Origin of the sequence: Sorangium sp. So ce119 (genome assembly GCF_051524405.1) — a bacterium.
Classification (GTDB): Bacteria; Myxococcota_A; Polyangia; order Polyangiales; family Polyangiaceae; genus Sorangium; species Sorangium cellulosum_G.
The window spans coordinates 1,356,344-1,382,716 of record NZ_CP150310.1; the positions used below are offsets into that span (position 1 = coordinate 1,356,344).

Sequence of the window (26,373 nt, forward strand, 5' to 3'; positions counted from 1 at the left end):
ACCTTGCCGATAGCGAATCTGGTGCTTCGCTATCGTCTGCGCGCGACGGAGACGTCGCGGCCTCGCCTCAAGCGAGCTCAACACAATCCATGGTCTGCGATGACAGGGCGGCGATGACCGCCCGCGGAGAAGCAAGACGATGAAACGATCCTTCCTGGTGATGGTGGCGTGTGCCGCGGCTGCGCTGGGCAGCGCGTCGTGCGGGGGTTCGGACAAGGGCGGCGGCGCGAGCGACGGCGGCACGGGCGGCGGAGGTACGGGCGGCGGGGGCGAACCGTCGGGGACCGGCTCGCCGTCGGGCTCCGGCGAGTTCTCGGTCGACGCGCAGGGCGGGACCTTCACCGCGGAGGACGGCTTCTCGATCGAGGTGCCGCCGGGCGCGGTGAGCGAGGAGACCGAGATCACCATCGAGCGCGTGGACGACGCCCCCGAGGGCGCGGTGGGGCCCATGTACATCCTCGGCCCGGAGGGCCTGACGTTCGCCAAGCCGATCACGCTCACGCTGCCGATCACCGTCCAGCTCAAGGCAGAGCTCGGCGAGAACACCGTGCTCGGCGCCCATGGCTTCGCCGCGCAGGAGGGCTCGGACGATTTCGCGCCGCTCGCGCGACACGACGTCTCCAGGGAGAGCGTCGTCACCGAGACCGACCGCCTGTCCAGCGTCTATCCCGGGATGATCTTGCCGACCCTCCTGGCGAGCCAGCACCGCTACCCGAGCGCGCTGGCCGCCGACGGGTCCTTCCTCTACTTTGCGAGCGGCGGCACCGAGGACGCCGCGACCGGGGACAACAACGACGGCTATGTCTTCCGCGCGAAGTCGGACGCCACCGAGGCGGAGGCGATCATCCCCGCCGATCCCGACCCCAAGTCGCTGTGGGTCAATGAATCCCACGTGTACTGGGCGAGCGGCGGCGACGATGATCCGGTGATCCCCTCGGCGATCCGGCGCGTCGACAAGGCGACCCTGGAGGTGGAGACGCTGGTCGAGGTCGGCTATGTCGTGAGCGTCATCGGCGACGCGTCGGCCCTCTACTTCGGCGACGGCGCCGGAGAGAACCTCTACACGGTCCCGCTCGACGGCGGCGAGGCGGTCGTCCTCGCGCCCGACGCCGGCAGGCCCGCATACCTGGCGCAGGACGCAGAGAACATCTACTGGACCGGCGGCGCGGCGACCAACAAGGTCTACAAGGTGGCGAAGTCGGGCGGGGACGTGACCGTCATCGCCGAGAACGAGGCCGAGCCGGCCGGGATCGCGGTGGACGCGGAGTTCGTGTACTGGGCCAACGTCGGCGACGGCGGCGTGTTCAAGGCGCCCATCGCCGGAGGGCAGAAGACCCTGGTCCATCAGGGGGTCTCGATGTCGGGGCTCTCCCTCCGCGGCTCGACGCTGTTCTCGACGGACACCGGCGGGAACCGCAGCATCAATGCGCACGATCTCCAGAGCAACAGGACCGTCGTGCTCGCGTTCGGCCAGCCCGTCCCCTGGCGCGTCCTCGCCCCCGAAGGTGAGGGCCTGTTGTGGTCCAACGCCGGCGATTACCGCTACCAGGGCCAGGTCGCGTTCTACAAGGCTCCTTGAGCGCCCGCGCCCCGTCCGCGGCCGCGAGCGCGCGACCGCACGGGTGAACGCGACGAACGGTGCCTGTTCGTTCTCACCGCATTCCGCCCCCGGGCGGCCTCTGAGATCGCATCGCGAGCTCTCCTGAGGTCGCTCGCCAGGGCGCGCCGCGCGGCCCGGGGGCTGGGCGCATTGACGGCGTGAGACGTCCTCGCGTATCTGTTCATGTTCGATGCAGATCACCCTCGCGCGAGCCAGGCTGCGGAGCGCGCTGTTCGCCGCGCTGGCGGTGGTCGCGGGCGCCGGGCTCGCCGTCGAGGTGCTCCAGCCCATCTTGCATCTGAACAACCGCAGCGGCGTCGTCCCGCTGCTCTCGCTGAGCTACGAGCAGAATGTGCCCACGTGGTACACATCGTCGCTGCTCCTCGCCTGCGCGCTCACCCTGGCGGTCATCGCCGCCGGCGCCCGCCGCGCGGGTGGGTTCGTGAAGCACTGGTGGGGGCTCTGTGCGGCGTTTCTCTACATCTCGATCGACGAGGTCGTCGAGATCCACGAGGCGGCGAGCTCCTGGATCGAGCTGGGCGGGGTCCTGTATTTCAGCTGGGTGATCCCGGCGGCCGTGGCGGTGGCCGTGTTCGCGCTCGCGTACCTCCGGTTCCTCGCGCACCTGCCGCGGGGCACCCGCAATCGCTTCCTCCTCTCGGGCGGCATCTATGTCACCGGCGCGCTCGTCCTCGAGCTGCCGCTCGGGTACTGGACCGAGCAGGCCGGGAGCGACAACCTCGTGTATGGGCTCATCGATTTCGTCGAGGAGTCGATGGAGATGCTCGGCGTGAATCTCTTCCTGCTCTCGCTCGTCGACCATCTCGGTGCGCAGGGTTGGACGATCGGCTTCTCGCCAGCAGCTCCGGAGCCGCGGCCCGCGGCGGTCGAGCGCTCCGCATGAGCGCGCGGGCCGAGACGGCGCCCCCTGGGCTCCTCGCCGCGGCGGGCAGGGCGGCGTACATCGTCAGCCCCTCGTACGACTGGGCCTTCTTCCTGCTTCCGCCGGTCGCCGCGCTCGCCGTCGGCGCCCTGATCGCCGGGACGCCGTTCACCGACTCGAGGTTCAGGCTCCACGGGGAGAAGGTCACGTGGGCGGGGCTCTTCATCGGCACGCTCATCCACGGCCACCTCGCCGCGGTGCTGCTCCGGAGCCACGGCAACGCCGACATCTTCCGGCAATACCGGCTCCGCTTCGTCGTCGCGCCGGTCGCCGTGTTCGCCGCGATGATGCTCTCCCTGTGGGCCGTCGCCATCGTGTCGGTCCTCGTGGTGTTCTGGGACGTCTACCACTCGGCGCTCCAGACGTTCGGGCTCGGGCGCATCTACGACGCGCGCGCGGGGAACGCGCCGGCGCTCGGCCGCAAGCTGGACCTCTGGCTCAACCTGCTCCTCTATGCCGGCCCGGTCCTGGCCGGCGCGACGATGCTCCTCCACTTCCAGAGCTTCGACGCCTTCGACGACGTGAACGCCGCCTTCTTCACCGCCGTCCCGGCGCTGATGGCGTCGAACCACCGCGCCATCACCTGGACCGTCATCGCGGCAGGCACCTTGTTCCTGCTCTATTACGCGCTCGCTTACCGCGCGATGCACCGGCAGGGCTATCGGGTGTCGTTCCCCAAGGTGTGGCTGTTCGTGAGCACGGGGCTCTGCTCCATCTATACGTGGGGGTTCAACCCCTGGGGACAGGCCTTCTTCATCATGAACCTGTTCCACGCCGTGCAGTACCTGGCGCTCGTCTGGTGGTCGGAGGGCGGCCGCCTCCGCCGCCGGCTGCGCCTCGACGCGCGCCGGGCCGGCAAGCCGATCGCCGCGGCCGTGTTCCTCGTCGGTGTCCTCGCCTACGGCGTCTGGGCGGAGCTCGCGCCGGCGGACGACCGGGCGCTGTGGTCGATCACGCAGACCGTCGCCCTGATGCACTTCTGGTACGACGGCTTCATCTGGTCTGTGACCCGCAAGCAGGTATGAGGCGCACAGCATGTCGGTCGTGAACACATCAGGACAGGTCCACGGGCGCCGCGGCGCCTCGAGCGCGCGCGGCCGACCCCGCGCCGCGGCCGCTCTGTTACGATGGCGGCCGGCTCGGCCGGACGCCGTGAGTTGACCCCGTGGCCCGAACGCTCGCCACGAGGCTTCAAGGCTCTTCCAGAGAGGGATGTATGCGAATCCAGGGATGTCTCCGATCCATGCTCGTCGCGCTCGCGGTCGCCTCCACCGCGCTCGTCTCGCCTGCCTGCAGCAAGTCGCCGCAGATCACGGCGGAGAGCATCGAGGACAACTGGGCGCTGACGGAGCAGCACGAGCCCGGCTCGGTCGTCGTGACCGTGGCGCAGGACGGGCGGGTGACGGCGCTCGTGAAGGACCGCGACGGCAAGCCCATCGAGGAGGGCGTGTCGGGCAACGTCACGGTGAAGGTGCCCGGCAAGGAAGGCGCCCCCGTGACGGCGGAGCTCGTGCCCGAGCCGAAATCGGGCGGAGTCCTGCTCGCCAAGATCCCGCCGCTCGAGGACGACCTGACCGAGGTGAACTACGAGTTCAAGGTCAAGGGCGAGCCGTTCAAGGGGGTGCTGCACGTGCCGCGCGGCGGGACCCGGGAGCTCCAGGAGAGCGCCAAGGAGAACGAGGCGCACAAGCTCGATGGGATGAAGGGCCCGAACGGGGGCGTGCTCCAGCCGGTCGGAGACGACATCGTGGAGATCGTCGCCGACAAGGACTCGGGCGAGATGCGCGTGTACGTGCTGGATCTCAACCTCAAGCCCGTCCCGATCGGCGAGCGCGAGATCAAGCTGGCCGTCCACACGCCGTCGGGGCCGGACGTCATCGTGCTCGCGCCCGGGCCCGATCGGCTCTTCTTCACGGGCAAGCTGAAGGTGAAGGTCAACCCGACCAAGATCACGGTGGTGGTCAAGGAGGGCGGGCACACGCACGTGGTCCTCTGCGGCTACCATCCGGGCTCGGTGATCGTGGTCGGCCCGAGCGCGCCCGCGATCGCCATCCTGGTGGCCACCGGGTGGGCCGTGAAGGTCGACGTCAAGCCGACCGTGATCGTGCACGACGACGATGACGACGACGGCCGGGTCATCATCCTCCACAAGGGCAAGCACAAGCACAAGCACAAGCACAAGGGACACTGGCACTGAAAGTGACGAGGGGCGCGCGCGCCGCGGTCTGACGTCGCGTCCGGGCGGGGTAAGGTAGCGGCGCTGCGCGCCCGCGCCTCACCCGACGGAAGGCCCTCACCTCATGACCGAAGCGCCCGAGCTCCCCGATCTCTCGCCCGACGACTGCCACCCCCGGGCGGCCGCTGCCCTCACCGACCCGTTCTTCTGGTCGCTCACCGACGAGACCGCCCCGTTCGGCAACGAGACAGCGCACGAGACCCTCACCGCGTTCCGCGACTTCCGCGACGAGCAGCCGAACGGCAGCCCCCTCGAGCTCCTCGACGCGCTCCTCGCCCGCTGGGAGGTGGGTAATGACCACTGGAACGCCGTGGACGCGGCCGAGGTCCAGGCCCTCGGCGAGGAGGACGAGTACAGCCTGCTCACGCGCGACGAGGCGATCCTCGCGCTCGCCTTCAGCCAGATCGTCACCGAGGGCAGGCTCGACGCCGAGGTCCGCCGCCGCGCGCTGCTGGCGCTGGCGCGGCAGGCGCTGCCCGCGCTGCTCAGCGCCTTCGAGGGGCGCGCGCTCGATCGGGCGCTGCGGATCGACCGGATGAGGGCGGTCCTCTCCGGGCGGTGGGACTGACACCTCGTCGCCCACGGACGAGCTGGGGGGGCCGAGCCGCCGCGATCTGGCCTCGCCCGGCACGAGCGGCGCGATGATGCCGTGTCATCACGCGCGCGCCTCCCGCCCCTGATCCTCCTCGAGGATCTCCACGACCCCGAGCGCCCCGTTGACCCGCACCCGCTGCCCGGTCCGGATCCGCTTCGTCGCCTCGGTCGCGCTCACCACCGCCGGTATCCCGTACTCGCGGGCCACCACCGACCCGTGCGTCATCATCCCGCCGACCTCCATGACGAGCCCCGCGGCGTTGATGAACAGCGGCGTCCACCCCGGATCCGTGAACGGCGCCACCAGGATCTCCCCGCGCAGGAGCGTCTCGCGCGTCGGGTCCAGCACCACGCGCGCGCGCCCCTCCACGACGCCCGCCGACGCCGCGGTCCCCACGATCGCGCCGGCCGGAAACCCGGCCGCGTCGTGCGCTGCCGGCGGGCACTCGCCCTCGGACGTCATCACCTTGGGCGCGGCCATCCGCTCGAACCGCGCCAGCTCCGCGCGCGCCCTCGCGACAGGGCCTCTCAGGTCCATCGCGGGATCCTCCAGCCCCCGGACGAGCTCCTCGTCGCCGAGGAAGAACACGTCCTCCACGGCGTCGAGCCGCCCGGCCCGCGCGAGCTCCTCGCCCGCGGCCATCACCTCGCGCCGGACCAGATCGAAGAGCTGCATCATCAGGAACTTCGGGTGCTCCCGCAGCGCCATCTGGTGCCGCGCCACCCGGATCAGCCGCGCCGCCACGAGCGCGCGGACGCCCCCGAAGCGCCCCCGCCGCGCCGCCGCGAGGAGCCGCGCCGCCGCGGCCTCGGCCTGCTCGCCGAGCCGCGCGTGGCGCCGCCGCTCCTCGCCGACCTCGCCGTGCGCCAGGTTCCCGACCACGGCGTGCAGGATGAGGCGCGGGTCGTCCCGGTAGCGCTTGCGGCGGATGTCGATCTCCCCGGGCCCGCGCATCCCGTAGCGCGCGAGGAAGCCCTCGAGCGCCCGGAGGAACTCCGGCCCCCCGTCCCGCGCGCGCAGCCCGTCGAGCGGCGCCCCGGCCGCCACCGCGCGCAGCGCCTCGACCAGCGCCGGATGGGGCCGGGCCACGTCCGCGAGGTCCCCGACGGCGTGGTCCATCTCGGTCGTCACGTTGCCCACGAGGCCGCGGCCGAGCGCCTCGAGGTCGCCGGGCTGGGCCTGCTCCCGGAGCAGCCGCCCGAGCGCCAGGAACGCCACGGCCCCCGCGCCGACCATCGGCATGGCCCGCCGGAAGCACGGCGGCGGCACGACCCCCAGCACCTCGCCGAAGGCGCATCGCAGCCGCGCCGGCCCCGCGGGGGCCGCGGCGAGCCGGCTGGCCGCGTCCTGGACCGCGCGGTCGATCAGCGCCTCCATCCGGGGGCGCGCCGCCTCCGGGCGGCCGAACAGCAGCCAGCCGGCCATCCTGCCGACGATGGGCGCCGCCCAGCGCAGCACGGCGCTGGTGCGGGCCGCGAGCCCGGGATCCCGGGCAGAGGCCCGGAGCTCGGGCCGCGCCGCCAGCTCGCGGAGGATGCGGGCGGCGAGGGCGTCGGCGGCCGACAGGAGCCGCGGCAGCACCTTGCCCGCCGCCGGGTGGAGCAGGAGCGGCGTCATGTCGATGTAGAGCCGGCCGCCCGCCTCGACCATGTGGGGGTTCGGGGCGGCGAGGTCGCCCTGCTTGCCGAAGGGGAACAGGCGCCGCCACACCGCCGCGGCCAGCGGGGGCATCGGGTCGGTCATGACCTGCAGGTGGCTGAAGCAGACGTAGACGCGCAGCCGGCCGCGTTCGCCGCCGCGCTCCGGCCGCGGGAGCGGGTAGAGCGACGTGATGGGCCGCGACTGGACGACGCTGAACGCGCCGCCCTCGAGGCACCACTCGATGTCCTGGGGCGCGCCGTAGTGCCGCTCGATCGCCGCCCCGAGGCGCGCGAGCTCCTGGATCTGCGCGTCGCTGAGCGCGCGGGCGCGGCGCGCCGGCCCCTCGAGCGGCTCCTCGCGCGTGCCCCCCTCCGGGAGCGGCCGGATCGCGCGCTGCTTGTCCGCGACCACGATCTCGACCTCGCCCGGGCGCCGCTTGTCGAGCTGGTAGCGGTCGGGGCTTACCAGGCCGGAGACGAGCGCCTCGCCGAGCCCGAAGCTCGCCTCGATGGCCATCCGGTGGCGATGTCCTGTCACCGGGTCGGCGGTGAACAGGATGCCGGAGACGTCCGGCATCACCATGCGCTGGACCACGACCGAGAGCATCACCGCGCGGTGCGAGAAGCCGCCCTGGATCCGGTAGAGGATGGCGCGGTCGGTGAAGAGCGAGACCCAGCACGCCCGCACCGCCTGGAGGAGCGCGTCCCGGCCGCGCACGTTCAGGAAGGTGTCCTGCTGGCCGGCGAAGGAGGCTCCGGGCAGATCCTCGGCGGTCGCCGAGGAGCGCACCGCGTAGGCGTGCGCGGCGCCCGCCGCCTCCCAGGCGCGGAGGATGGCGGCCTCGATCTCGGCCGGGATCGCGACATCGAGCAGCCGCCCGCGCACGCGCGCGCCCGCCGCCTGGACGCGCGGCAGGTCGTGCGGATCGAGCCCCTCGAGCTGCTCCCAGAGCCAGGCGGCGTCCCCGGAGGCCTCGAGGAAGCGGGCATAGGCGCCGGTCGTGACGCAGAACCCGGCCGGCACGGGGAATCCGGCGCTCGCCAGCTCGCCGAGGTTGGCCCCCTTGCCGCCGACGCGCGGCAGGTCGCGCGCGCGTATTTCCTCGAAGGGGATCGTCCAGCCGGCGCCGTGCTGGCCGGAGCGGGGCGTCGCGGAGGGTTCCATCGGTACCGAACGCGCTGCATTCATGATCTCCTCCACCCTTCCTGACGCCGGTCATCGGCGCCGAGTTCACCGCGGGCGCGTGCGCGACGACGCACGCAGACGACGAGACACGCAGACAACGACGCACGCAGACAACGACCCACGTAGACAACGAGACACGCGCACGACCACGGACTCGACATGAATCCAGGATTCCTTCCCTGGAGCGCTGGGCCTCCTCTCAGCGCTGCTGCGCCAGGCTCGGCCGACCGGCTTGCAGGAGCAGCGCCACGATCTCGTCGACGCGCTCCGGGGGCGGGGGGCGCGGCGGGCCGTCGCCGACGAGCAGCCCTTCCATCAGGACGTGCGTGAGCAGCCCGCCGATCGCCATGCGCGCCGCCGCGTCCGGGCTCGGGAACGACACGAGCCCGTGCGCCTGCCCGTGCTCGAGCAGCCGCCCGAGGCCTCCCAGGATCCGCGTCGGCACGGTTTCGCGGAGCATCGCCCCGAGCCCGGGCATCCGGGGGATCTCGGCGACGACCACCCGGACCAGGCCGATGTAATCGGGCTGCATCAGGGTGGCGAGCACCGCGCGCAGGAAGCCCGCGAGCGCGTCGCGGAACGCCGGCGCGTCCTCGGGCAGCGGGGCGACCATGGCGAGCCCCCGCTGGCCGGGCCCGGCGAGGAGCTCCTCGATGACGCTCTGCAGGAGCAGCTCCTTGCTCGGGTAGTGGGCGTAGAGCGTCCGCTTCGAGACGCCCGCCTCCGCGGCGACCGCGTCGGTGCTCGTCGCGCCCAGGCCGCGATCGAGGAACAACCGCCGCGCCGCCGCCCTGATCTGCGCCCGCTTCGCCGCCTTGCGCTGCTCGATGGTCGCCATGGCGCTCTCCAAGAAGTAAACAAAACCGTACCGTTTACTTTAGACCGGCGAAGAGGGACGTCAAGGGGAAGCGTTCGAGCCGCCCGCGCGCCTCGGCGAGCGCGGGCGACGGGTCAGGGGCCGGCGCGCGCCGCCGCTGCGCCAGCCCTTCGTACGCTCGATCAGCAGAGCTCAGCGCGACCCTGGCGCCGCGGCTCTTCCATGAACTCTGTACATCGATTTGCTTCTTCTTCTCCCAGGCCGCCTTTCGCTGCAGACACCCGGAGAGGTGAGATCCGTTGAACAACAGCTAATCCAGGTCAACGCGCTGTCGCTCCTCGTCGAGCGGCGTTGACGCTCAACGGCGACCGGCCTTACGTGCTCGGTGTACCCCTGCAGCGCTCGTGCGCGGAGAGGCCACCCCTTGCCTGAAAGGTGGAGCCATGACGTTCGGAGCAAGCTGCGCGCCAAGGGTGTGAGGACGTTCGGAGATCTGATCATGCCCGGCTGCGAGCGGGAGACGGAGGCGTCTCGCAGGTACAGGGTGCACCTGGTCGCCTCCGACATCACGCGCGGGCGCATGCTCGTCCTGCCCGATGACATCAACGCCGAAGAATACGGGGTGGATCCGGACGACCTCGACGTCGCCTTGGCGGTGAGGATGAGCATCAGCGTCCCCTTCGTCTTCCGTCCAGTGCGGCTCACGGGAGACAACGGGGTCGATAGCTATATCGTCGACGGAGGGCTGCTGAGCAACTTCCCTGTTCGCCTCTTTGACGCCGCCGGGACGTCACGCAGAGATACGCTGACCGTCGGGATTCGCATCCTGCGTGATCGATACCACAGTATCGGTTTCCCGATGGTGACCCGCGCTGCCTATGCCCTTATCTCCACGGCCATCGAGGCGCACGACTTCACCGACACGTCGAAGGCCGTGGATCTGCTCAAGTGGGCCAGGGTCATCGAGGTCAACACGGAGGCTGTGCCCATCTTCAAGTTCCGCCTGTCGCCGCTCGAGAAAGAGATCCTGTTCAAGGCCGGGTATCGGGTGATGTCTCGCTCGTTGCAGGCCAATTTCCTGGAGACGGCCATGCCGGTGCAGCTCGCCGCAGAGCAGGCCGCGGAGAGGGCGAGGAACCCGCTGGCGCCGGTAGGGATAGCGCCTGTCTCTCCGCCGTTTCGATGAGGGGCCCCGGGAAGAGCTGTTCTCTCATCTGCAAAAGTGGCAGAGCGAGGACCGCCTCGTGGAACACCGGAGCGCTTCCCCGCGTCTCGTCGTCCGCGGCGTACCCGCCGCCCGGGCGATCGATTAAGCTGCGCTCATGAACGAATCCCCGGACCTCCTCGATCTTGTGGTCGGCCGCCGCAGCGCTGGGGCGCTCGCCGAGCCCGGTCCGTCCGCCGAGCAGCTCGAGCGGATCTTGCTCGCCGCCGGCGCGGTGCCCGACCACGGCTTGCTCCGGCCTTTCCGCTTCGTCGTCGCCGAGGGGGACGGCCGCGCGCGCTTCGGCGACGCGCTCGCGGCGAGCGCCGCCGAGCACGCGCCGGGGATGCCGGAGAAGAAGCTCGAATCGGTCCGCGCAAAGGCGTTCCGATCCCCGACGGTCGTGGCGCTCATCGCGTCGCCGAAGCCCGGCAAGATCGCGCTGTGGGAGCAGAGCGCGACGGCGGCCTGCGCCGGGTACGCGATCGTCCTCGCGGCGCACGCGCTCGGCGTCGGCGCCGTGTGGAAGAGCGTGCCGTTCACGAAGGGGCGCGCGCTCGCGGAGGCGCTCGGCCTCCGCGACGACGAGGAGATGCTCGGCTGGATCCACCTCGGCACGCCCGTGCGGGACGAGCCGCCGGCGCCACGGCCGCCGCTCGCGATCGGGGACATCGCCTCCGTCCTCGAGCCGGGCGGCCTCCGCCCCTGGCGGTGACGGGCGCGCCGCTCCTCGGGAGCGGCGCCCGAGAAGGCGAGGCGCCGCGGCCGGCTGTTGGACCCGGCGCCGGGCGCCCCGTTGCCTCCCTTGCCCGTGGAACATCCCGCGCGAGATACTGGCGGACGTCTGGCGCCGCGGCGGGCCGGACACCGGCAGGGACACCCGACGTGACACCGAAGAGCGATCCTGCAACGCCGGCCGTCTCGGCGGATCCCGCGCCCATCGATGTATTCATCTCCTATGCCCCTCCCGACGAACGGCAGCGGGCCCGGCTGGAGGTGCACATCAGCCTCATGAAGCGGCAGGGGCTGATCCGGACGTGGCACCAGGCGCACGTCGAGCCCGGAGAGGAGACGGCGAAGATCGCCGCGCTCCTGGGCGCCGCGAGGCTCGTGCTGTTGCTCGTGAGCGCCGACTACCTGGCGCACGAGGCCTGTTATGAGCGCGACATGAGGCGCTCGCTCGCGCGGCACGCCGCCGGCGATGCCGTCGTGCTCCCTGTCCTCGTGCACGCGTGTGACTGGGAGAGCGCACCTTTCGCGGGCCTCACGCCGCTCCCGTTCCGACGCGAGCCGGTCACGAGCTGGCGCAACCGGAACGAGGCGTGGGCCAGCGTGGCGCGCGGGATCCGGGCCGCGGTCGAGCTCCTCTCCCTCCCCGACGCCGAGCGGCCGCGCGGCGGGCGTGCTTTCAAGGCGGAGTACGAGCGGAGACTCGTCCCCTCGATGCATGACCTCAACAGGGACCGGCGCGGCGGTTTCTCCGACGCGCTCGGCCCTGCAGAGGGTGAGTACCTCCGTGCCATGAGGTTGGGCGGGTCGCGCAGCGATCCCGCCGACCTGGAGCGCACCGCCTCCGGTCCCGAGGCGCGGTCGTCGCGGCTGGAGATCGACGTGGGCCTGATCGGCCGCGAGACCGAGCTCCTCGACGTGCTCCAGCACCTCGAACGCGGGCCGGTGGTGCTGTGCGGACCGGATGGAGTCGGCAAGACCGCGCTCGCCCGCCGCGTCGCCGAGGAGCTCGCGCCCCATCACGGGCCGTACGTCGAGCTCGGCCTCCAGGGATCGACCGATGCGCCGCTCGCCCCCCTCGACGCGATGCGGCTCGTGCTCCGCGCGCTCGACCGCGAGGTCGGCTGGTCCGGCGACGATCGAGCGCTGAGCACGGCTTACCGCGCTGCGCTCACCGAGGAGCGCCCGGTCCTGCTCCTCGACGACGCCCGCGATCGCGCTCAGGTCGAGTCGCTCGTGGTGGACACCGACGGTGTCGTGTTGATCACCGCTCCGCGGTCGCTCGGGCTGTCCGGCGCCCACGAGCGAGAGCTCGGCCCGCTCGCGCTCGGCGACGCAGCGGCGCTGTTGCGGGCGGCCGTGCCGTACGTCGGCGCGTCGCTCGTAGAGCGCGTGGCCGAGCTCTGTGGTTGCTCTCCCTTCGCGCTCTGTGTCGCTCGCAGCGTGCTTCAGGTGGGCGTCCTCGGCAATCCCCGCAACTTCCTCGTCCGGTTGCGCTCTGCGGCGCAGGAGAGCCGAACGCCCGAGGACGCCGTGATGACGACCGTGTTCGATCTCCTCCCGCCGTCCATCCGCGATCTCTGGTGTCGTCTCGGCGCGCTCCCGGCCAGCGCCGACGACGACGAGGCCTGGAGCCTCGTGCGCTTGGCCCGCTCCGACGCCCGCGCGACGGCGCTCGGAGGTGCCGGCGGCACGGAGGTGCTTCGAACGCTCGGCCTGATCGCGGACGGGCAGAGCTATTGTTTACACCCTCTCGCACGCGCCTTCGCGACGGCGCGCCTGCTCCCCCACGAGCGCGCGATCGTCGAGGGGTTGCTCGGGGTCGTCGCGGCGCAGCGGAGCGGCGACTGGACACGCTGGTCGGATGCGATCGCGCGCGCCGTCGCCGTCTACGAGGCGATTCCGCCGGATGCGCTCACGCCGCAACACGAAGCCGAGTGGGAAGCGCTCCTCCGGGAACAGACGCAGGTCGCAGGCGGGCTTGGAGCTTCCGGGGTCAAGGCCCGCGCGCTCGGCCATCTCGGGCTCTTCCTGGCTGGACAGGGCAGGTTGCATGAGGCCATCTCTGCGTTCGAACAGCGGGTCGCCCTGGCGCGCGCAGATGGAGACCGCGAGGAAGAGGCGCTGGGCAGCCTCGAGCTGGGTCGTGTTCACAGGGAGCTCGGCGCTCTGCCGCGTGCCCTTGCGGCAATGCAGGTTCACCTCGAGCACGCTGCGAGCCGGGCAGATCCCGCCCTGCCCGCTCATGAAGCCGAGATCGCCGCGCTCCGCGCCCAGGTGCTCGCCCCGCTCTCCCGTGCGGGCACACACCCGCGCCGCGGAGAGCTCCGGCAGATCCGGGAAGCGCATGTGCTCAGAACAGGTGCGCCGGTGCATCACGCTGCGATCGGCCGCGACGGGCGTGTGGCGCTCGTCCGCGGCTCCGACGGCCCGATCGAGGTCTTCTGTCCGAGCTCCGGCGCCCCTCTCCGGACCCTGCCCGTGGCGGGCTCCTGCGGCGGCGGCATCGCGCTGTCGGCCGACGGCGTGCTGGCGGCCGATGGAATCACATGGTGGAACACCGTGACCGGCGAGCACGCCGGCTCCGAGCGGAGCTCGGCAGGCGCGCTGGCGATGACGCCCGACGCCCGCCTTGTCGCGGTCGCATCGCCCGGGGCTGTCCGCCTCATGAACGTCCTGCCCGGGTTCGTGCGGCGCGAGCTCCGCGACACGTCCATCGACGCGCGGGTCCGGCCGAGCTTCAGCGAAGATGGGCAGCTCCTGGCGACGGGCAAGGGCCATGTGGCGCTGGTCTGGCATGTCCCTCGATGGGATGTGCGCAGGCTCGATCTGGAATGCGAGCTGAGCGTCCTTGCGCTGTCACCGGACGGCAGCCGGTTGTTGACGGGTCATTCATCCGGAGCGCTCGTGATCTGGGATGTCCTTCGCGCGGAGAAGCGCGCGACCCTCGCGGGATCAGGGGACGCCGTTCGCGATGTCGCTATGACACTGGACGGCGCGCTCGCTGTCTCCTGCCGCGCGGGGGGCGAAGTCCAGCTCTGGGATCTGCGATCCGCGCGCGAGGTAGGCTCGTTGCGCCATCCTGGGGTCCCGACCGCGGTCGCGGTATCGGCGGACGCGCGGACAGGGATCGTCGCCGGAGACGGCGGATTCGTCCAGATACTGGAGCTCGACTGGGCGCAGGAGCCGGCGGCTCCAGCTCTGTGGTCCCCGGACGCTGACGGCCTGGCGGACGCTTTCCTCGCGCGCCACGTGCCGCTCGGCCCCGACAAGGTCACGCGCTCCGGCGCGCCGGTGTGGGGTGAGGTGGAGCTCGCGGGCTTCCTCGAGCAGCTCGCCCGGTGCGGGCTCGGATGGCTCACCGCCGAGGGCGTCCGCGCCGAGCTGCTCCGCCGGACCGGGGCGTTCGGGGGCCGCGACACGTGTGGGTAGTCAAGCGAGGCGCTTGCGGGAACTCAGGACCCCTGACGTCGATTCGGTGGAGGAATACAGCGTGAATCCGAGCTGGAACGAAGAGCGGGTAAGCGGCAAGGTCGACATTGCCGCTGTCTCCGGACCGGAGTCCGGCGATATCTGTGAGTGCTCTCCGCGAGCATCAGCTGCAGTTCGACCCGCCTTCCACGAGCGAGCTCGGTGCCGCTGGGGCGGTTCGACCGCCCTCCCACGGGCGAGATCGATGCCCCGGGGGCGGTTCGACCGCCCTCCCACGGGCGAGATCGATGCCCCGGGGGCGGTTCGACCGCGTGGAGCAGCTAGAGGTGGTGCAGATAGGAAGGGAGACGAAAGGGGGGAGAGGCGGTATCAGAGCGGCTGATAAAGCTGGATCAGGTTCCCACAGGTGTCCGAGAGCACCGCTATCATCACCGGGCCCATCGGCGTGGGCTCCTTGGTGAACGCGACCTGACGCTCCTTGAGGCGCGCGAACTCGGCCTTGAGATCCTCCACCTCGAACGCCGTGAGCGGGATCCCCTGCGCGAACAACGCCTGCTGGTACGTCTTCGACGCCGGGTTGGCGTTCGGCTCCAGCACGAGCTCCACGTCATCAGGGCCCTCCGGCGAGACCACCGTGATCCAGCGGTACTCTCCGAGCGGGATGTCGTGCTTCTTCTTGAAACCGAGCACCTCCGTGTAGAACTTGAGCGCTCGGTCCTGGTCCTCGACCATGATGCTGTTGAGCTTGATCCTCATCGACGATCGCCTCGCTGGGTGAATGGTCCGAGGCCGACTCTGCCAGGAGCGCCCGGCTCACGCTTCTCGAAAACTGCGAAACGCACCGGGCGGCAGCCGGCCCATCAGGGTGAGACAACCGGGCACGAGCTCCCACGGGAGCCTCCCCGGCACCTGGACCAGCGCGCGCGCGCGCCGCCGGTACGCCGACGGCGGCATGCCGATCCGCTGCGCGAACAGCGCGCTGAAGCTGCCGAGGCTCGAGAACCCGACCTCCATGCACACGTCGGTCACCGAGTGGTGCCCGGCCGCCAGGAGCTGCTTCGCCAGATCGAGGCGCCGCTGGATGCGATACTGGTGCGGGGTCGCGCCGAACACGGCCTCGAACTGCCGGATGAAGTGATAAGGCGAGATCGCCACCTCCCTCGCCACCTCCTCGATCGACAGCCTCGATTCGCGCACGTCGGACAGCAGATCCCGCGCCCGGCAGAGGTTCCTCAGCGCCACGTGTCCCAGCAGCATCGCCTGGAACCACGATAGAGCCCCGCGGCGGCTGGCTCAAGCGACCCTGCCGGCGCGCCGCAGGCGCGGTGCTCCCGCCTTGCGAGCCCCGCGCCCCGGGGCGGTATGATCGCCGCCCATGGACACCGCTTCCTTCCTCGACCAGATCGAGCCGCTGACGCACCACGACCGCGTCCGCCGCGCCGTGGAGCTGGGCCGCGCCGCCGCGGGCGGCGACGCCGGCGCCGCGGCCCTCCTCGGCGCGCTCTCGCGCGGCGCTCAGCCGTACGAGCGCCTCCTCGCGCTCATGGCCGTGTACGGGTCGGGGGACGGCGCGCGCGTCGTCGCCGCCCTCTCGGACCCGTCCCGCGCCGTGCGGCAGCGCGCGAGCCGCATGGTCGCCCGCTTCTGCGACGACGCGCAGGCGCTGGAGGCGCTCGGCGCCCTCCTCTCGCGGCGCACCCTCGTGCGCACCGTGGCCCAGCTCGCGCGGCGGAAGCGCCGCGGGGTCGTGGACGCCTTCCTCGCTGCGCGCATGCAGCAGGGGCGCGATCCGGCGATCGTCGATCTGCTCCCCTTCGGCACCGAGAAGCTCGCGTCGTCGCACCGGCGCGACATCGACGAGGCGGGCGGCCCGCGCTGCCTCGCGCGGCTCGCCGCGATGCACCCCGCGGCCGCGGCGCGCTGGTTCGGGGAGGCGATCGCGCGCGCCCGCTCGCTCGACGTCCGGCAGCGCTACCGCCTCGCCCCGCTGCTCGTTTCCCTGGCCCGGCGCGCCCCCGACGCGGCGGTCGCGCTGATCCAGGCCCTCTTTGCGCTCGGCGAGGAGCCCTCGTTCCTCGCCGACCCCCTCCGCGTGCTGGCCCGCGCGCGCCCCGCCGCCACGTTCGATCTCCTCCGGGCCCGCCACGAGAGCGGCCTCCCCGCGCGGCCGCCCGGCGCCTTCGCGGTCGTGCGCTTCGACAAGGGGGTGCGCGGCCTCGGCGCCGAGCGCCTCGATTACCTCATCCGCCACGCCTGGGGCACGCTGAGCGACGGCAAGCGGGGCGCGCGGTGGTTCCTGCGGCTCCGCGCCGACGACCAGAAGGCCGTCCTGCGGGCCTTCCTCGACGGCGGGCGCGGGGGGTTCGGCGCGTTCCTGTTCCGCTACGTGAAGGCCGAGTCGCCCGGGGAGCACGCGATCCGCGAGCGGGCCTTCGCGCGCTGGTCCTGCGCCGCCCAGGCCTCCGACGGCACCATCGCGCCCGACGTGATCGAGGTCCTGCCGCGCGACCTGCGCGAGCGCGAGGCGCGGCGGCACCTCACCGAGTGCCCCGCGCTCGCCGCCAAGCCGGAGCGGCGGATGACCTACGCGCGCCTCCTCGGGTTCGCCGAGGCCAGGCAGGTGCTCGCGCCGTTCCTCGGGCACCCCGAGGGCGACGAGCGGGCGAAGGCGCAGGCGCTGCTCCTCGCGACCGTCGCGCACGACCGGGGGGCGCTCCCGGACGCCCTCGCGGCCGTGCGCGCCCGCAAGTTCGAGCAGGATCCGGTGCGGCGGGCGATGATCGGCGCCCTCGCCGCGCTGCCCGTCGCCCGGTTCGGGCCGGAGCACCTCGAGGCCGCGGGCGCCGTCGTGCAGGACGCGCTCGACGCCGCGGACCTGTCGCAGGCCACGGCCTCGGCCGTGGAGCGGCTCGTGGTGAAGCTGTTCCGCCTCGACGGGGCGTGGGGGGCGCGCTGGCTCGCGAAGATCCTCGCCGCGCGCGGCGCCGTCTCGACGGCGGGGCTCGGGGACGGGCTGACGCGGGCGGAGGCCGAGCGGCTCACCCCGGCGCTCGCGCAGCTCGCGGATCTCTGGTGCACCCGCGAGCGCGCCGCGGCGGTGCTCCTGCTCGCGCAGAGCCTCGGCGTCCGCCTCAAGGTCGTGCCGCCGCTGCTCGAGGCGCTGGAGCGGCTCTCCCGCGAGCTCCCGTTCCTCGGCGTCGCGATCGCGGCGCTGGGCCTGCTGAGCCTCCACGATCGGCCGCGGTTCGCCCGGCTCGTGCCCGCGCTCCTGCGCGACGACAGGAGCTTCGTCCTTGTCGGCGTCGTCGCCCGGCACGTGAGCCGGAAGCGCCAGGACCTCCTGGATCCGCTCCTGGAGGCCCAGCCCATGACCGGCAGGTTCGCGACCGGCCGGACCCACTGGGTCGTCGATTTCGGCGCGGGCCACGGCCGCTGGACGGCGAGGCAGCAAGAGCGGTACGCGGCCAGCCTCCGCGCGCTGCTCGAGGACGAGACGTGCGACGTCCCCACGCAGCGGTTCGCGGTCTCGACGCTGATCCGGCTCGCCTACGCCGACGCGTCCGCGTTCACCCCGTTCGCCTCGGACCCGCGGCAGCCCGTGCGCGAGATGGCCGTCCGCGGCCTGCCGTGGCTCGACGCCGGCCAGGGCGTGCCCGTGCTGATCGAGTGCCTGGGCGACGATCGCGCGCGGTGGGCCATCTACGCGCTCCGGAAGGTGTTCGCCGAGATGACGCGGCAGCGGGTGCTCGCGGAGCTCCGGGCGGTGCCGACAACGAAGGTGACCGTGGCCAAGGAGGTCGTGCGCCTGCTCGGCGAGATGGGCGGCGAGGACGCCTACCGGGACCTGCTCCGGCTCGACACCCCGAAGGCCCACCGCGACGTGCGGATCGCGCTGCTCCGCGCGCTCTGGGACCACCTCGACCGGCCCGAGACCTGGGACGTCTTCGCGCGCGCCGTCGAGGATCCCGACTGGATCGTCGCCTCGAAGCTCGCGGACATCCCGCTCGGCAGGCTGTCGGCCGAGGCCGAGCAGCGCGTGGTCGGGCTGCTCGCCGCGATCCTCGGCCGGGCGGAGCCCGAGGCGCGGCTGGATCTGCTGCGGCGCGCCGCGCACCTGCCGCTCCGGGACGAGAAGCGCGCGCTCTTCGACAGGCTGCTCGGGCACATGGGCGCGGCCGCGCCGGAGGAGGCGGCCGAGGCGCTCGCCGCCGCGCTCGCCCGGATGCAGCCGGGCGAGGTGCGCCGCGTCGTCCAGCGCCTCGAGGAGCTCTCGCCGAGGCGCCGCCACCTCGTGGCGTTCCTGCCCGTGCTCTCGGCGCGCCTCGGCGCGTATGCCCCGCAGCACCACCTGGCCGTCGGCCAGGGGCTGCTCGCCGCGCTGAAGCAGGACGCCCTGGCCGTGCCGCAGTACCTCGGGCTCGCGGCGCGTCTGCTCCAGTGGCGCGAGCTCGGGCAGGCGCTCACCGAGCTCGGGCGGCGGGACCTGCTGCACCACGACGCGATGGTCGCGGCGATGGCCGCGGTGCACGCCTGCGTGCACCCGTCGCTGCTCGAGCAGGAGCTGCGGGAGAGCAAGGATCCGCGGCTGCGGCGGCTCGCGCTGGAGGCGCTCGTGCAGGCGGCGTCCCCGAAGAACGGCTGGACGGCGGAGCGCCGCGCGCTGCTCGCCGAGCGCTACCGGAAGGACCCGTCCCCCGCCGTGGCGGGGCCGGCGTCGTTCGTCACGCCGCCGTGAGGCGGCGCGCGGCGGGGGATCGGACCTTCACTGGCACGGGCTCTCGCCGATCGCGGCGAGGCACTCCTCCGGGTCGGCGAGCTCGAGCGCACGGCTGACGTGGAACAGCCGGCAGGCGAGCGTGTTGCCCCCCTCCTCGGCGCTCGCGACGGAGTAGCCGGAGTCGCGGGCCGCTCCCGGCAGCAAGGTGCACTCGGACTCGCACGTGGCCGGGTCCGGGAACGACTCGCCGAGGTACTCGCTGCAGGCCGTGGTGAGCAGCATGCAGTACGACTCGCAGTTGCCCGTCAGGCCCGTGTCCGGCTCGTCGGCGGACCCGCAATGGCCGTCGCCGCCCGGCCCCGTGTGCGGGCAGTGGGCGGTCGGCGCCAGCATCGCGCTGTAGGCGTGGTACTTGCGGCAGCCCACGGTGTTCTCTTCCCGGTCCTCCACGCCGCCGGGGGGGAGCGCACCGCAGACGGCGAGGCACTGCGCCTCGGACTCGTAGACGGCCAGCTCGGCCGTGCACGAGGTCATCACGACCTGGCAGAAGCCCTCGCAGTCCGGCTCGGTCCCCGCCGGCTCGACGCACGGCTCCACCGGCATCAGGCTCGAGTGCTTGCAGTGCTCCTCCGGGTCCACGCTCGCGGAGCTCACGTGCACGAGGCGGCACTGCAGCGTGTCGCCCTCGTGGTTCTCGATGACGTCGAACATGTCGGCGTCCGTGAGCCCCGCGCACATGGCGACGCACTGCTCGTGCGAGTCGAGCTCGGCCGTGCACGCGCCGGCCCGCAGCGTGCAGTAGCTCTCGCAGTTGCTCCCGCAGACGCCGGCGCCGCCCGGGCCCGCCGGCGGGCAGTGCACAGCGACCTCGCCGGTGCGCCCCGCGAGCTCCGCCTGGTGGGCGCGGCAGGCGACCGTGTTGTCCACCGGCTCGAGCGGGTCGCCCGGCTCCAGCAGGGCGCACACGCCGTGGCAGGTGTCCACCGTCGAGTAGACCTGGTGCTCGGCGGTGCAGTTCTCCATCACGGCGGCGCAGTACGCCGCGCACTGCTCGCTCACCTCGGTGGGCTCCGGCTCCTGCCCTGGATCGACGTAGGTGCGGTCCTCGATGCCCGCGATCGCGTGGCAGCCGAGCCACGTCGCGGCCGTCAGCGGAGCGAGCAGGATCAGCGACAGGAGCCCTGTCATGCGCCTCATTCGAACGTCCCTCCCACGAGCAGCCCGACGTTGCGCCCGTCCACCATCGGCCCCACCTGGACGCGCGAGGTCTGCCTGGGGGCGACGACGAAGTACAGGACGGCGCCGCCGATCACGGCGGCCGTCCCGAGCCCGAACGCGATGTTCGAGGCGGTGGCGGCGCTGCTGGCCTCGTTGGTCAGCGTGACGCCGCGCGGATCCTCGCACGTCGCGCCGCCCTTGCAGTAGTCCTCCGCCTCGCCGTTCTTCGAGATCGCCCTCACCCCGAAGAACGTCCCGACGCCGAGCCCCACAACGCCCGCGCCGCCCACGACGAGGCCGATCAGGCGCGTCGTGTCGCCGCCGGACTCCGCCGGCGCCGCGGCGCCTCGCGCGGGCGCGGGCGCCGGCGCGGGGCCCTCCTCGGCGCTGGGCGCCGGCGCGCCGGGCTCGCTCGACGCCACGCTGAGCCGCGTGAGCGGCGGTACCTTGACGCTCTCCGCGGCGCCGGTGGCCCCGAGCTTCACGGTCGTCTTCCATGTCTCGTGGCCCGGGGCGCTCGCCTCGATCGCGATCTCGCCCGGATCCCGCGGGATCGCGATCCCGAACAGCGGCCGCTCGAGGGCCTTGCCGGCGACGCTCACCGTGAGCCCCTCGATGGCCAGCGCCTCCGGCCCGACGTCGATGGTGAGCTTCGACAGGCCCGGCTCCAGCCGGGCCGCGCGCGCCTGCGCCTTGCGGGCGCGATCGCCCTGTCCGGCGGCCTGCGACTCCGACATCGCCTGCCGGAACGTCGCCCAGGCGCTCGCGGTGCGGCCTGTCTTCTCGTAACACTCGGCCAGGTAGAGGAGCGTGCCTATGCCCGGATCGATGCGGTGGCTCTGCTCCAGCCTCGGGCACGCCTCCTCGTTGCGCCCTTTCTTCATCAGATCGAGCGCCGCGTCGAAGAGCGCCTCTGCCGTGGCCTTCTCGGCGGCGCTCGGCTCCGCCCACGCGGGGATCGCCCCGGAGATCAACGCCGCGCACAGCCCCAGGCTGGCGCGGCGTGCGATGCATCGCTGATGACGTTTCATTCGTCCCGTACTCTCCTCCAAGCTGGCCACGACAGGGCCCGAGGGCCGTTGCCCTCGTGCTGTTGATCGGCGTCGCGCGCGCCTCGCTCAGCGCCGCCCGCCGAAGTCGCTGATCTCGTTGTCTCGACGCGGCTCCGGGCGCGCTGCCGGGCCCGGCTGCGGGCGCTCGGCGGGCCGCGTCGCCGGCGTGCCCGGCTGGCCCGCGGGCGCCGCGCCCGGGGTCGCTGACGCGGCCGGCGGCCGCGCGCTCGCGCTCGATGCCGCGGGCGGCGCCGCGGTCGCGCCGCCGGTCGCCTCGGCCGCGGTCGCGCCGGCGGTCGCCTCGGGCGCGCTCGCGCCGGCGGTCGCTGCGGGCGCGGTCGGTTCGGCCGCAGCGGGCTTCTCAGGCTCGGGAGCAGCCCCGCGCGCCGGGCCCGGCGCCGCGGTCCCGGGGGGCAGCTCCGCCGCGGGCGCCGCGGGCTGTTCGCCGCCGGCCGGCGGCCCGGAGCGCAGGAGGAGCACGGCGGCGATCGCGACGGCGGCGAGGGTGGCGCTGCCGGCGAGGGCGATCCCGATCGCCGCGCCCTTGCGTCCTGCGCGCGGGAGCTGGCCCGTGTTGCTCCACGAGTTGACCGTGGGGCCCGTCTCCGCGGCCGAAGCGGGCGACGGCGCGCCGTGCGGCACGGACGGGCGCGCTCCGGCGGCGGCGGCGTGCGCGCCCCCCTGCGTCCCGCCGGGCGCCATGGACACGCGCGCTCCGGCGGTGTGCGGGCCCCCGTGCGACTGGATGTGCGGCGCGGACAGGCGCGCTCCGGCGGCGTGCGCGCTCCCGTGCATCGCGCCGGGCGGCAGGCTGGGCTGGCTCTGGAGGCTCGGCCGCGACCCGCCGGCGTCCTGGAGCCCGAGCACGCGGCGCGCCCGCTCGGCGTGCACGTGGCTCCCGGGGGGGCCGAACGCGAGCAGCGCGGCGGCGAGGTCTCCGACGTTCCTCCACCGCTGCTCGCGCTCCTTGGCGAGGCAGTGCATCACCGCGGCGTCGAGGTCGTGCGGGACGTCGGGGCGGATCTGGGCGACCGTGAAGGGCGACTCGTAGAGCAGCGCGGAGAAGAGCTGAGGAACGGAGTCGCCGTTGTACGGAGTCCGCCCGGTCAGCATCTCGTAGAAGATGACGCCGAGAGACCAGATGTCCGCGCGGGCGTCGACCTCCCGGGCAGAGCGCACCTGCTCGGGAGACATGTAGAGCGGCGAGCCGAGGAGGGTCGCTGTCTTGGTCAAAGACAGCTCTTCGCGCGAGATGCCGAGCAGCGCCTTGGAGATCCCGAAATCGAGGACCTTGATGATCCGCTCCCCGTCGGGTCGGCGCGCGAGGAACAGGTTCGCCGGCTTGAGATCGCGGTGGACGATGCCGGCGGCGTGCGCCTCGGCCATCGCCTCGATCGCCTGGAGCATGTACCCGACCGACTCCATCACGGGCAGCTGGCCCCGCGCGCGGATCTCGTCCGAGAGGTTGTTCCCGTCCAGGAACTCCATCACCATGTAGGGCAGCCCGGCCTGGAGCGAGCCGACGTCGAGGACGCGCGCCACGTGCTCGCTCTTGATCCTGGCCAGCGCCCGCGCCTCGCGCCGGAACCGCTCCGCAGGGTCGCCGCCGCCGGTGTCGGTGCCGGGCGAGTGCAGGAACTTCATCGCGACGCGCTGATCGAGCTCCAGGTGCCACGCGGCGACGATCATGCCCATCGCACCTGCGCCCACGATCTGCTCCACGCGGTACTTGCCCGCCAGCACATCGCCCACAGCAACGGGAGCCGCCATGGTCCTAGGCTAGCCGAGATCCGGGGGCGCACCTACTTCGGAGAGCGGCATCCTGCGATCCGGACGTAAGAGGCCTGTGGATTTTTCTGCCACGACCAAACCGTGTCGCTGGACACATCGTGGGCGAGCCTGGCGCTGGTGCTGGCGGCGTGCTCACGGGCTCACCAGCGCGATGCCGTCGATGCAGCGCCAGCGCTCGGCCTCGCCCTCCACGGCCCACAGCTCGAGCCGCTCTGCCCGCCACGCCTCGCCCGCGAGCGCGAGGACCCGCGGGTCGGCGGCGAGCGCCTCTCGGCGATCGGCCGGCATGTCGCCGTACACGAGGCTCACGTGCGGGCGAAAGGCGGTCTCGCGCGCGCCGAGCGCGGTCGCGGCCGCGCGGCGCAGGGCCGCGAGCGGCTCGGTCGGCGCGACGTCGACGAACACGCACTGGTGGTAGGCGCTCCCGGTCGCCGGGTCCCGCGCCTCCAGCGCGATCGGATGGTGCGCGCCGAGGCTGCGGAGCTTCGCGGCGAGGTCGCCGCCGTCGCCGCGCAGCCCGCCGAGCAGGGTGAGGTGCGGCGCGAACGCCGGCCCGCCGGTCTCCCGGGCGAGCGCCTCGATGAGCTCCTGCAGCCGCGCGCGCGGCTCTCCGCCGGGGACGAGCCAGAGAGCGAACGCCTTCTCTTGCTCCATCGTCGATGTCCTCTTGCGCCGCCGGGCCCCGCGTGCAAGCCGCCGCGCTGCCTGGCGGCGAGGGCTCTGGAGAGCGTCTCGTCGGGAGTCAGAGCGATTTCCAGGACGCCTCGCCCGACGGCAGCTTCGGCGGCTCGATCGACAGGATGTAATCGACGCGGCGGTTGCGCGGCTCGTCCACCTGGTCGGCGGTCTTCACGATCGGCGACGACTCGCCGAGCCCCTCGTACGCGACGGGGAGCTTCAGGCCGCGGCCCTTGAACCACGCGGCGATGGAGCGGGCGCGCCGCCGCGAGAGCGCGAGGTTGTGCTCGACGCCGCCGACCGTGTCCGTGTGGCCGACGATGAACAGGGTGATCTTGCCGAGCTCCCGGGCCTTCGCCGCCACCTCGGAGATGCGCTGGAGGCTCGCCTCCAGCTTGGGCACCTCGGGGGCGCGGATGACGTCGGAGTTGGTCTCGAACTGCACCTCCTCGTGGGGGATGCTCACGTTCCACGGGATGATCGCGATCCCGGCCCAGTAGCCCTCGGTGTCGTGGCCGTACACCTCGATGCGCCCGACGGTCTCGTCGCTCGACGGCGACCACGTCACGACGAGCGGCGTGCCGGCGGCGGCCCCGCTGAACGGCTTCTCCTCCTCGGCGAGGACGGCGCCCGACTGGCCGAGGACCTTGATGCGCACCTTGCTCGCGGCGCGCGACAGCTTGACCTCGATCTGGCGGCCCTTGAGGTCGACCCTGGAGCGATCGATGGTCACCTCCAGCGCGGGCCTGGCCTGGGCGCCCGGCGCGGGCGCGGGGCCGTCGCCCCGCGCGGCGGCGGGGGCGAGCAGGGAGGCGGCGAGGAGCAGGGCCGGGAGATGGCGCATGGAGGACCTCATCGCGGGAGGGGAGGGAAGTGAGGGAAGACAGGGACGAGTATACCACCGGGCGACCGGCGTCACAGCGACGCGTGCCGCGGTGGCGGGCGCGCGCGGGATCCCGTAGTGTCCGCGGGCGTCGAGGGGTCATCCGGCGGGAATCACGCGGGAATCACACGGGAATCACGGCGCTCCAGGGCACATGGCGGTTACCATTTTCGATCTCTTCAAGATCGGCATCGGCCCGAGCAGCTCGCACACGGTCGGTCCGATGCGCGCGGCGCGCATGTTCGCGGTGGATCTCGACGAGGCGGGGCTGCTCGACCGCGTCGCGGCGGTCCAGGTGGAGCTGTTCGGCTCGCTCGGCGCGACCGGCCGCGGCCACGGCAGCGACAAGGCGGTGATCCTCGGGCTCCTGGGCGAGACGCCGGACGGCGTGGACGTCGAGCGCGCGGGCGAGATCGTCGACGGCGTGCGGCGGAGCGGCCGCCTCTCCCTGCTCTCCCGGCGCGAGATCGGCTTCGAGGTGAAAGGGCACCTCGCGTTCCTGCACCGGAGTCTGCCGTTTCACCCAAACGGCATGCGCTTCACGGCGCTCGACCAGGAGGGCGCGCCGCTGCGGGCGCGCGTGTATTACTCGGTGGGCGGCGGCTTCGTGGTGAACGAGGCCGCGGCGAAGGGCGAGAGTCCGATCGGGGAGGACAGGACGCCGCTGCCGTATCCGTTCCACAGCGCGGCGGAGCTGCTCGCGGTGTGCGCGGCGAGCGGCCTGTCGATCAGCCAGGTCATGCTGGAGAACGAGAAGGTCTTCCGCCCCGAGGCGGAGATCCGGGCGGGGCTCCTGCGGATCTGGGAGGTGATGCAGGCGTGCGTGCAGCGCGGCTTCCGGACCGAGGGCGTGCTGCCCGGCGGCCTCAAGGTGACGCGCCGCGCCCCGGCCCTGTACCGCAAGCTCATCGAGAGCCCCGAGGCGGGCCTGCGGGATCCGCTGACGGCGATCGACTGGGTGAGCCTCTACGCGCTCGCGGTGAGCGAGGAGAACGCCGCCGGGGGCCGCGTCGTGACGGCGCCGACCAACGGCGCGGCGGGCATCATCCCGGCGGTCCTGCACTATTACCGGCGCTTCGTGCCGACGTCGACGGACGAGGGCGTCCTCCGGTTCCTGCTGACGGCGGGCGCGATAGGCATTCTTTACAAGGAGAACGCGTCGATCAGCGGCGCGGAGGTGGGGTGTCAGGGCGAGGTGGGCTCCGCGTGCTCGATGGCCGCGGGCGCGCTGGCCGAGGGGCTGGGCGGCACGCCGGCGCAGGTGGAGAACGCGGCCGAGATCGCGATGGAGCACAACCTCGGGCTCACGTGCGATCCGGTGGGCGGGCTCGTCCAGGTGCCGTGCATCGAGCGCAACGCGATGGCGGCGATCAAGGCGATCAGCGCCGCGCGCATGGCGCTGCACGGGGACGGGGCGCACTTCGTGAGCCTCGACAAGGTGATCAAGACGATGCGCGACACCGGGGCAGACATGGAGTCGAAGTACAAGGAGACGGCGCGCGGCGGTCTCGCGGTGAACGTGGTCGAGGTGCCGCTCGAGGTCGGGGTCCACCTGCCGGAGTGCTAGCGTCGCGCGTCAGGCAAGGGCGAAGCGCGCCAGTCGCGGCGCGATCTTGCTGGCGAGCCGTGGCGCCTCGCGCGTGACGCTGCCG

At 72.7% G+C, this 26,373-nt stretch carries 19 protein-coding genes; 10 read left to right on the forward strand and 9 right to left on the reverse strand.

The window, feature by feature from the left end; genetic code table 11:
* Positions 1-139: 139 nt before the first annotated feature.
* From WME76_RS05420 to WME76_RS05440, 5 genes are all read left to right on the forward strand, one after another.
* Positions 140-1,579 (forward strand): DUF5050 domain-containing protein, encoded by a 1,440-nt coding sequence (locus WME76_RS05420; RefSeq protein WP_437959120.1) that lies wholly within the window; start codon positions 140-142, stop codon positions 1,577-1,579.
* Between the two features lie 211 nt (positions 1,580-1,790).
* The gene (locus WME76_RS05425) at positions 1,791-2,504 is read left to right on the forward strand and encodes a hypothetical protein (protein WP_437959121.1); all 714 of its coding nucleotides are present in this window, start codon (positions 1,791-1,793) and stop codon (positions 2,502-2,504) included.
* On the forward strand, positions 2,501-3,568 hold the full coding sequence (locus WME76_RS05430; RefSeq protein WP_437959122.1) for a hypothetical protein: 1,068 nt from the start codon (positions 2,501-2,503) through the stop codon (positions 3,566-3,568). Before WME76_RS05425 ends, WME76_RS05430 begins: the two co-directional genes overlap by 4 nt.
* A 218-nt stretch (positions 3,569-3,786) precedes the next feature.
* Complete coding sequence (locus WME76_RS05435; protein WP_437959123.1) at positions 3,787-4,740, forward strand: hypothetical protein; 954 nt, start codon at positions 3,787-3,789, stop codon at positions 4,738-4,740.
* A 103-nt stretch (positions 4,741-4,843) separates the two neighbouring features.
* Positions 4,844-5,347: a hypothetical protein gene (locus tag WME76_RS05440; RefSeq protein ID WP_437959124.1), complete on the forward strand. Its 504-nt coding sequence runs from the start codon at positions 4,844-4,846 to the stop codon at positions 5,345-5,347.
* Between the two features lie 87 nt (positions 5,348-5,434).
* Here the strand turns inward: WME76_RS05440 and WME76_RS05445 are convergent, their stop codons facing one another.
* Positions 5,435-8,179, reverse strand: a complete 2,745-nt coding sequence (locus tag WME76_RS05445; RefSeq protein ID WP_437959125.1) for a phosphoenolpyruvate synthase — start codon at positions 8,177-8,179, stop codon at positions 5,435-5,437.
* 220 nt (positions 8,180-8,399) lie between these two features.
* On the reverse strand, positions 8,400-9,038 hold the full coding sequence (locus tag WME76_RS05450; RefSeq protein WP_437959126.1) for a TetR/AcrR family transcriptional regulator: 639 nt from the start codon (positions 9,036-9,038) through the stop codon (positions 8,400-8,402).
* 523 nt (positions 9,039-9,561) lie between these two features.
* On the opposite strand from WME76_RS05450, the gene WME76_RS05455 reads away from it, so the two are divergent.
* The 3 genes from WME76_RS05455 to WME76_RS05465 all read left to right on the forward strand — a co-directional run bounded on the left by WME76_RS05455 (position 9,562) and on the right by WME76_RS05465 (position 14,382).
* Positions 9,562-10,203: a patatin-like phospholipase family protein gene (locus tag WME76_RS05455; RefSeq protein WP_437959127.1), complete on the forward strand. Its 642-nt coding sequence runs from the start codon at positions 9,562-9,564 to the stop codon at positions 10,201-10,203.
* A 136-nt stretch (positions 10,204-10,339) separates the two neighbouring features.
* Positions 10,340-10,936 carry a nitroreductase family protein gene (locus WME76_RS05460; RefSeq protein ID WP_437959128.1) on the forward strand — a complete coding sequence of 199 codons (597 nt, stop codon included), beginning with the start codon at positions 10,340-10,342 and terminating at the stop codon, positions 10,934-10,936.
* Between the two features lie 170 nt (positions 10,937-11,106).
* Positions 11,107-14,382 (forward strand): TIR domain-containing protein, encoded by a 3,276-nt coding sequence (locus WME76_RS05465; protein WP_437959129.1) that lies wholly within the window; start codon positions 11,107-11,109, stop codon positions 14,380-14,382.
* A gap of 369 nt (positions 14,383-14,751) precedes the next feature.
* On the opposite strand, the gene WME76_RS05470 is transcribed toward WME76_RS05465, so the two are convergent.
* Both WME76_RS05470 and WME76_RS05475 read right to left on the reverse strand, forming a co-directional pair.
* On the reverse strand, positions 14,752-15,138 hold the full coding sequence (locus tag WME76_RS05470) for a VOC family protein (RefSeq protein ID WP_437959130.1): 387 nt from the start codon (positions 15,136-15,138) through the stop codon (positions 14,752-14,754).
* 57 nt (positions 15,139-15,195) lie between these two features.
* Positions 15,196-15,639: a helix-turn-helix transcriptional regulator gene (locus WME76_RS05475; RefSeq protein WP_437959131.1), complete on the reverse strand. Its 444-nt coding sequence runs from the start codon at positions 15,637-15,639 to the stop codon at positions 15,196-15,198.
* A 118-nt stretch (positions 15,640-15,757) separates the two neighbouring features.
* On the opposite strand from WME76_RS05475, the gene WME76_RS05480 reads away from it, so the two are divergent.
* Positions 15,758-19,117, forward strand: coding sequence for a hypothetical protein (locus tag WME76_RS05480; RefSeq protein WP_437959132.1), 3,360 nt, complete (start codon positions 15,758-15,760; stop codon positions 19,115-19,117).
* 27 nt (positions 19,118-19,144) lie between these two features.
* Here the strand turns inward: WME76_RS05480 and WME76_RS05485 are convergent, their stop codons facing one another.
* From WME76_RS05485 to WME76_RS05505, 5 genes are all read right to left on the reverse strand, one after another.
* Positions 19,145-20,296: a hypothetical protein gene (locus tag WME76_RS05485; protein ID WP_437959133.1), complete on the reverse strand. Its 1,152-nt coding sequence runs from the start codon at positions 20,294-20,296 to the stop codon at positions 19,145-19,147.
* The gene (locus WME76_RS05490; RefSeq protein WP_437959134.1) at positions 20,293-21,348 is read right to left on the reverse strand and encodes a hypothetical protein; all 1,056 of its coding nucleotides are present in this window, start codon (positions 21,346-21,348) and stop codon (positions 20,293-20,295) included. The genes WME76_RS05485 and WME76_RS05490 overlap by 4 nt, the downstream gene beginning before the upstream one ends.
* Positions 21,349-21,435: 87 nt before the next feature.
* Positions 21,436-23,139, reverse strand: coding sequence for a serine/threonine-protein kinase (locus WME76_RS05495; RefSeq protein WP_437959135.1), 1,704 nt, complete (start codon positions 23,137-23,139; stop codon positions 21,436-21,438).
* 153 nt (positions 23,140-23,292) lie between these two features.
* Positions 23,293-23,814 carry a 2'-5' RNA ligase family protein gene (locus tag WME76_RS05500; RefSeq protein WP_437959136.1) on the reverse strand — a complete coding sequence of 174 codons (522 nt, stop codon included), beginning with the start codon at positions 23,812-23,814 and terminating at the stop codon, positions 23,293-23,295.
* Between the two features lie 88 nt (positions 23,815-23,902).
* Entirely contained in the window at positions 23,903-24,682 is a 780-nt protein-coding gene (locus WME76_RS05505; protein WP_437959137.1) for an OmpA family protein, read from the reverse strand.
* A 193-nt stretch (positions 24,683-24,875) separates the two neighbouring features.
* Between WME76_RS05505 and WME76_RS05510 the strand changes: the two genes are divergently transcribed.
* The gene (locus WME76_RS05510) at positions 24,876-26,288 is read left to right on the forward strand and encodes an L-serine ammonia-lyase (RefSeq protein ID WP_437959138.1); all 1,413 of its coding nucleotides are present in this window, start codon (positions 24,876-24,878) and stop codon (positions 26,286-26,288) included.
* Positions 26,289-26,373 lie beyond the last annotated feature (85 nt).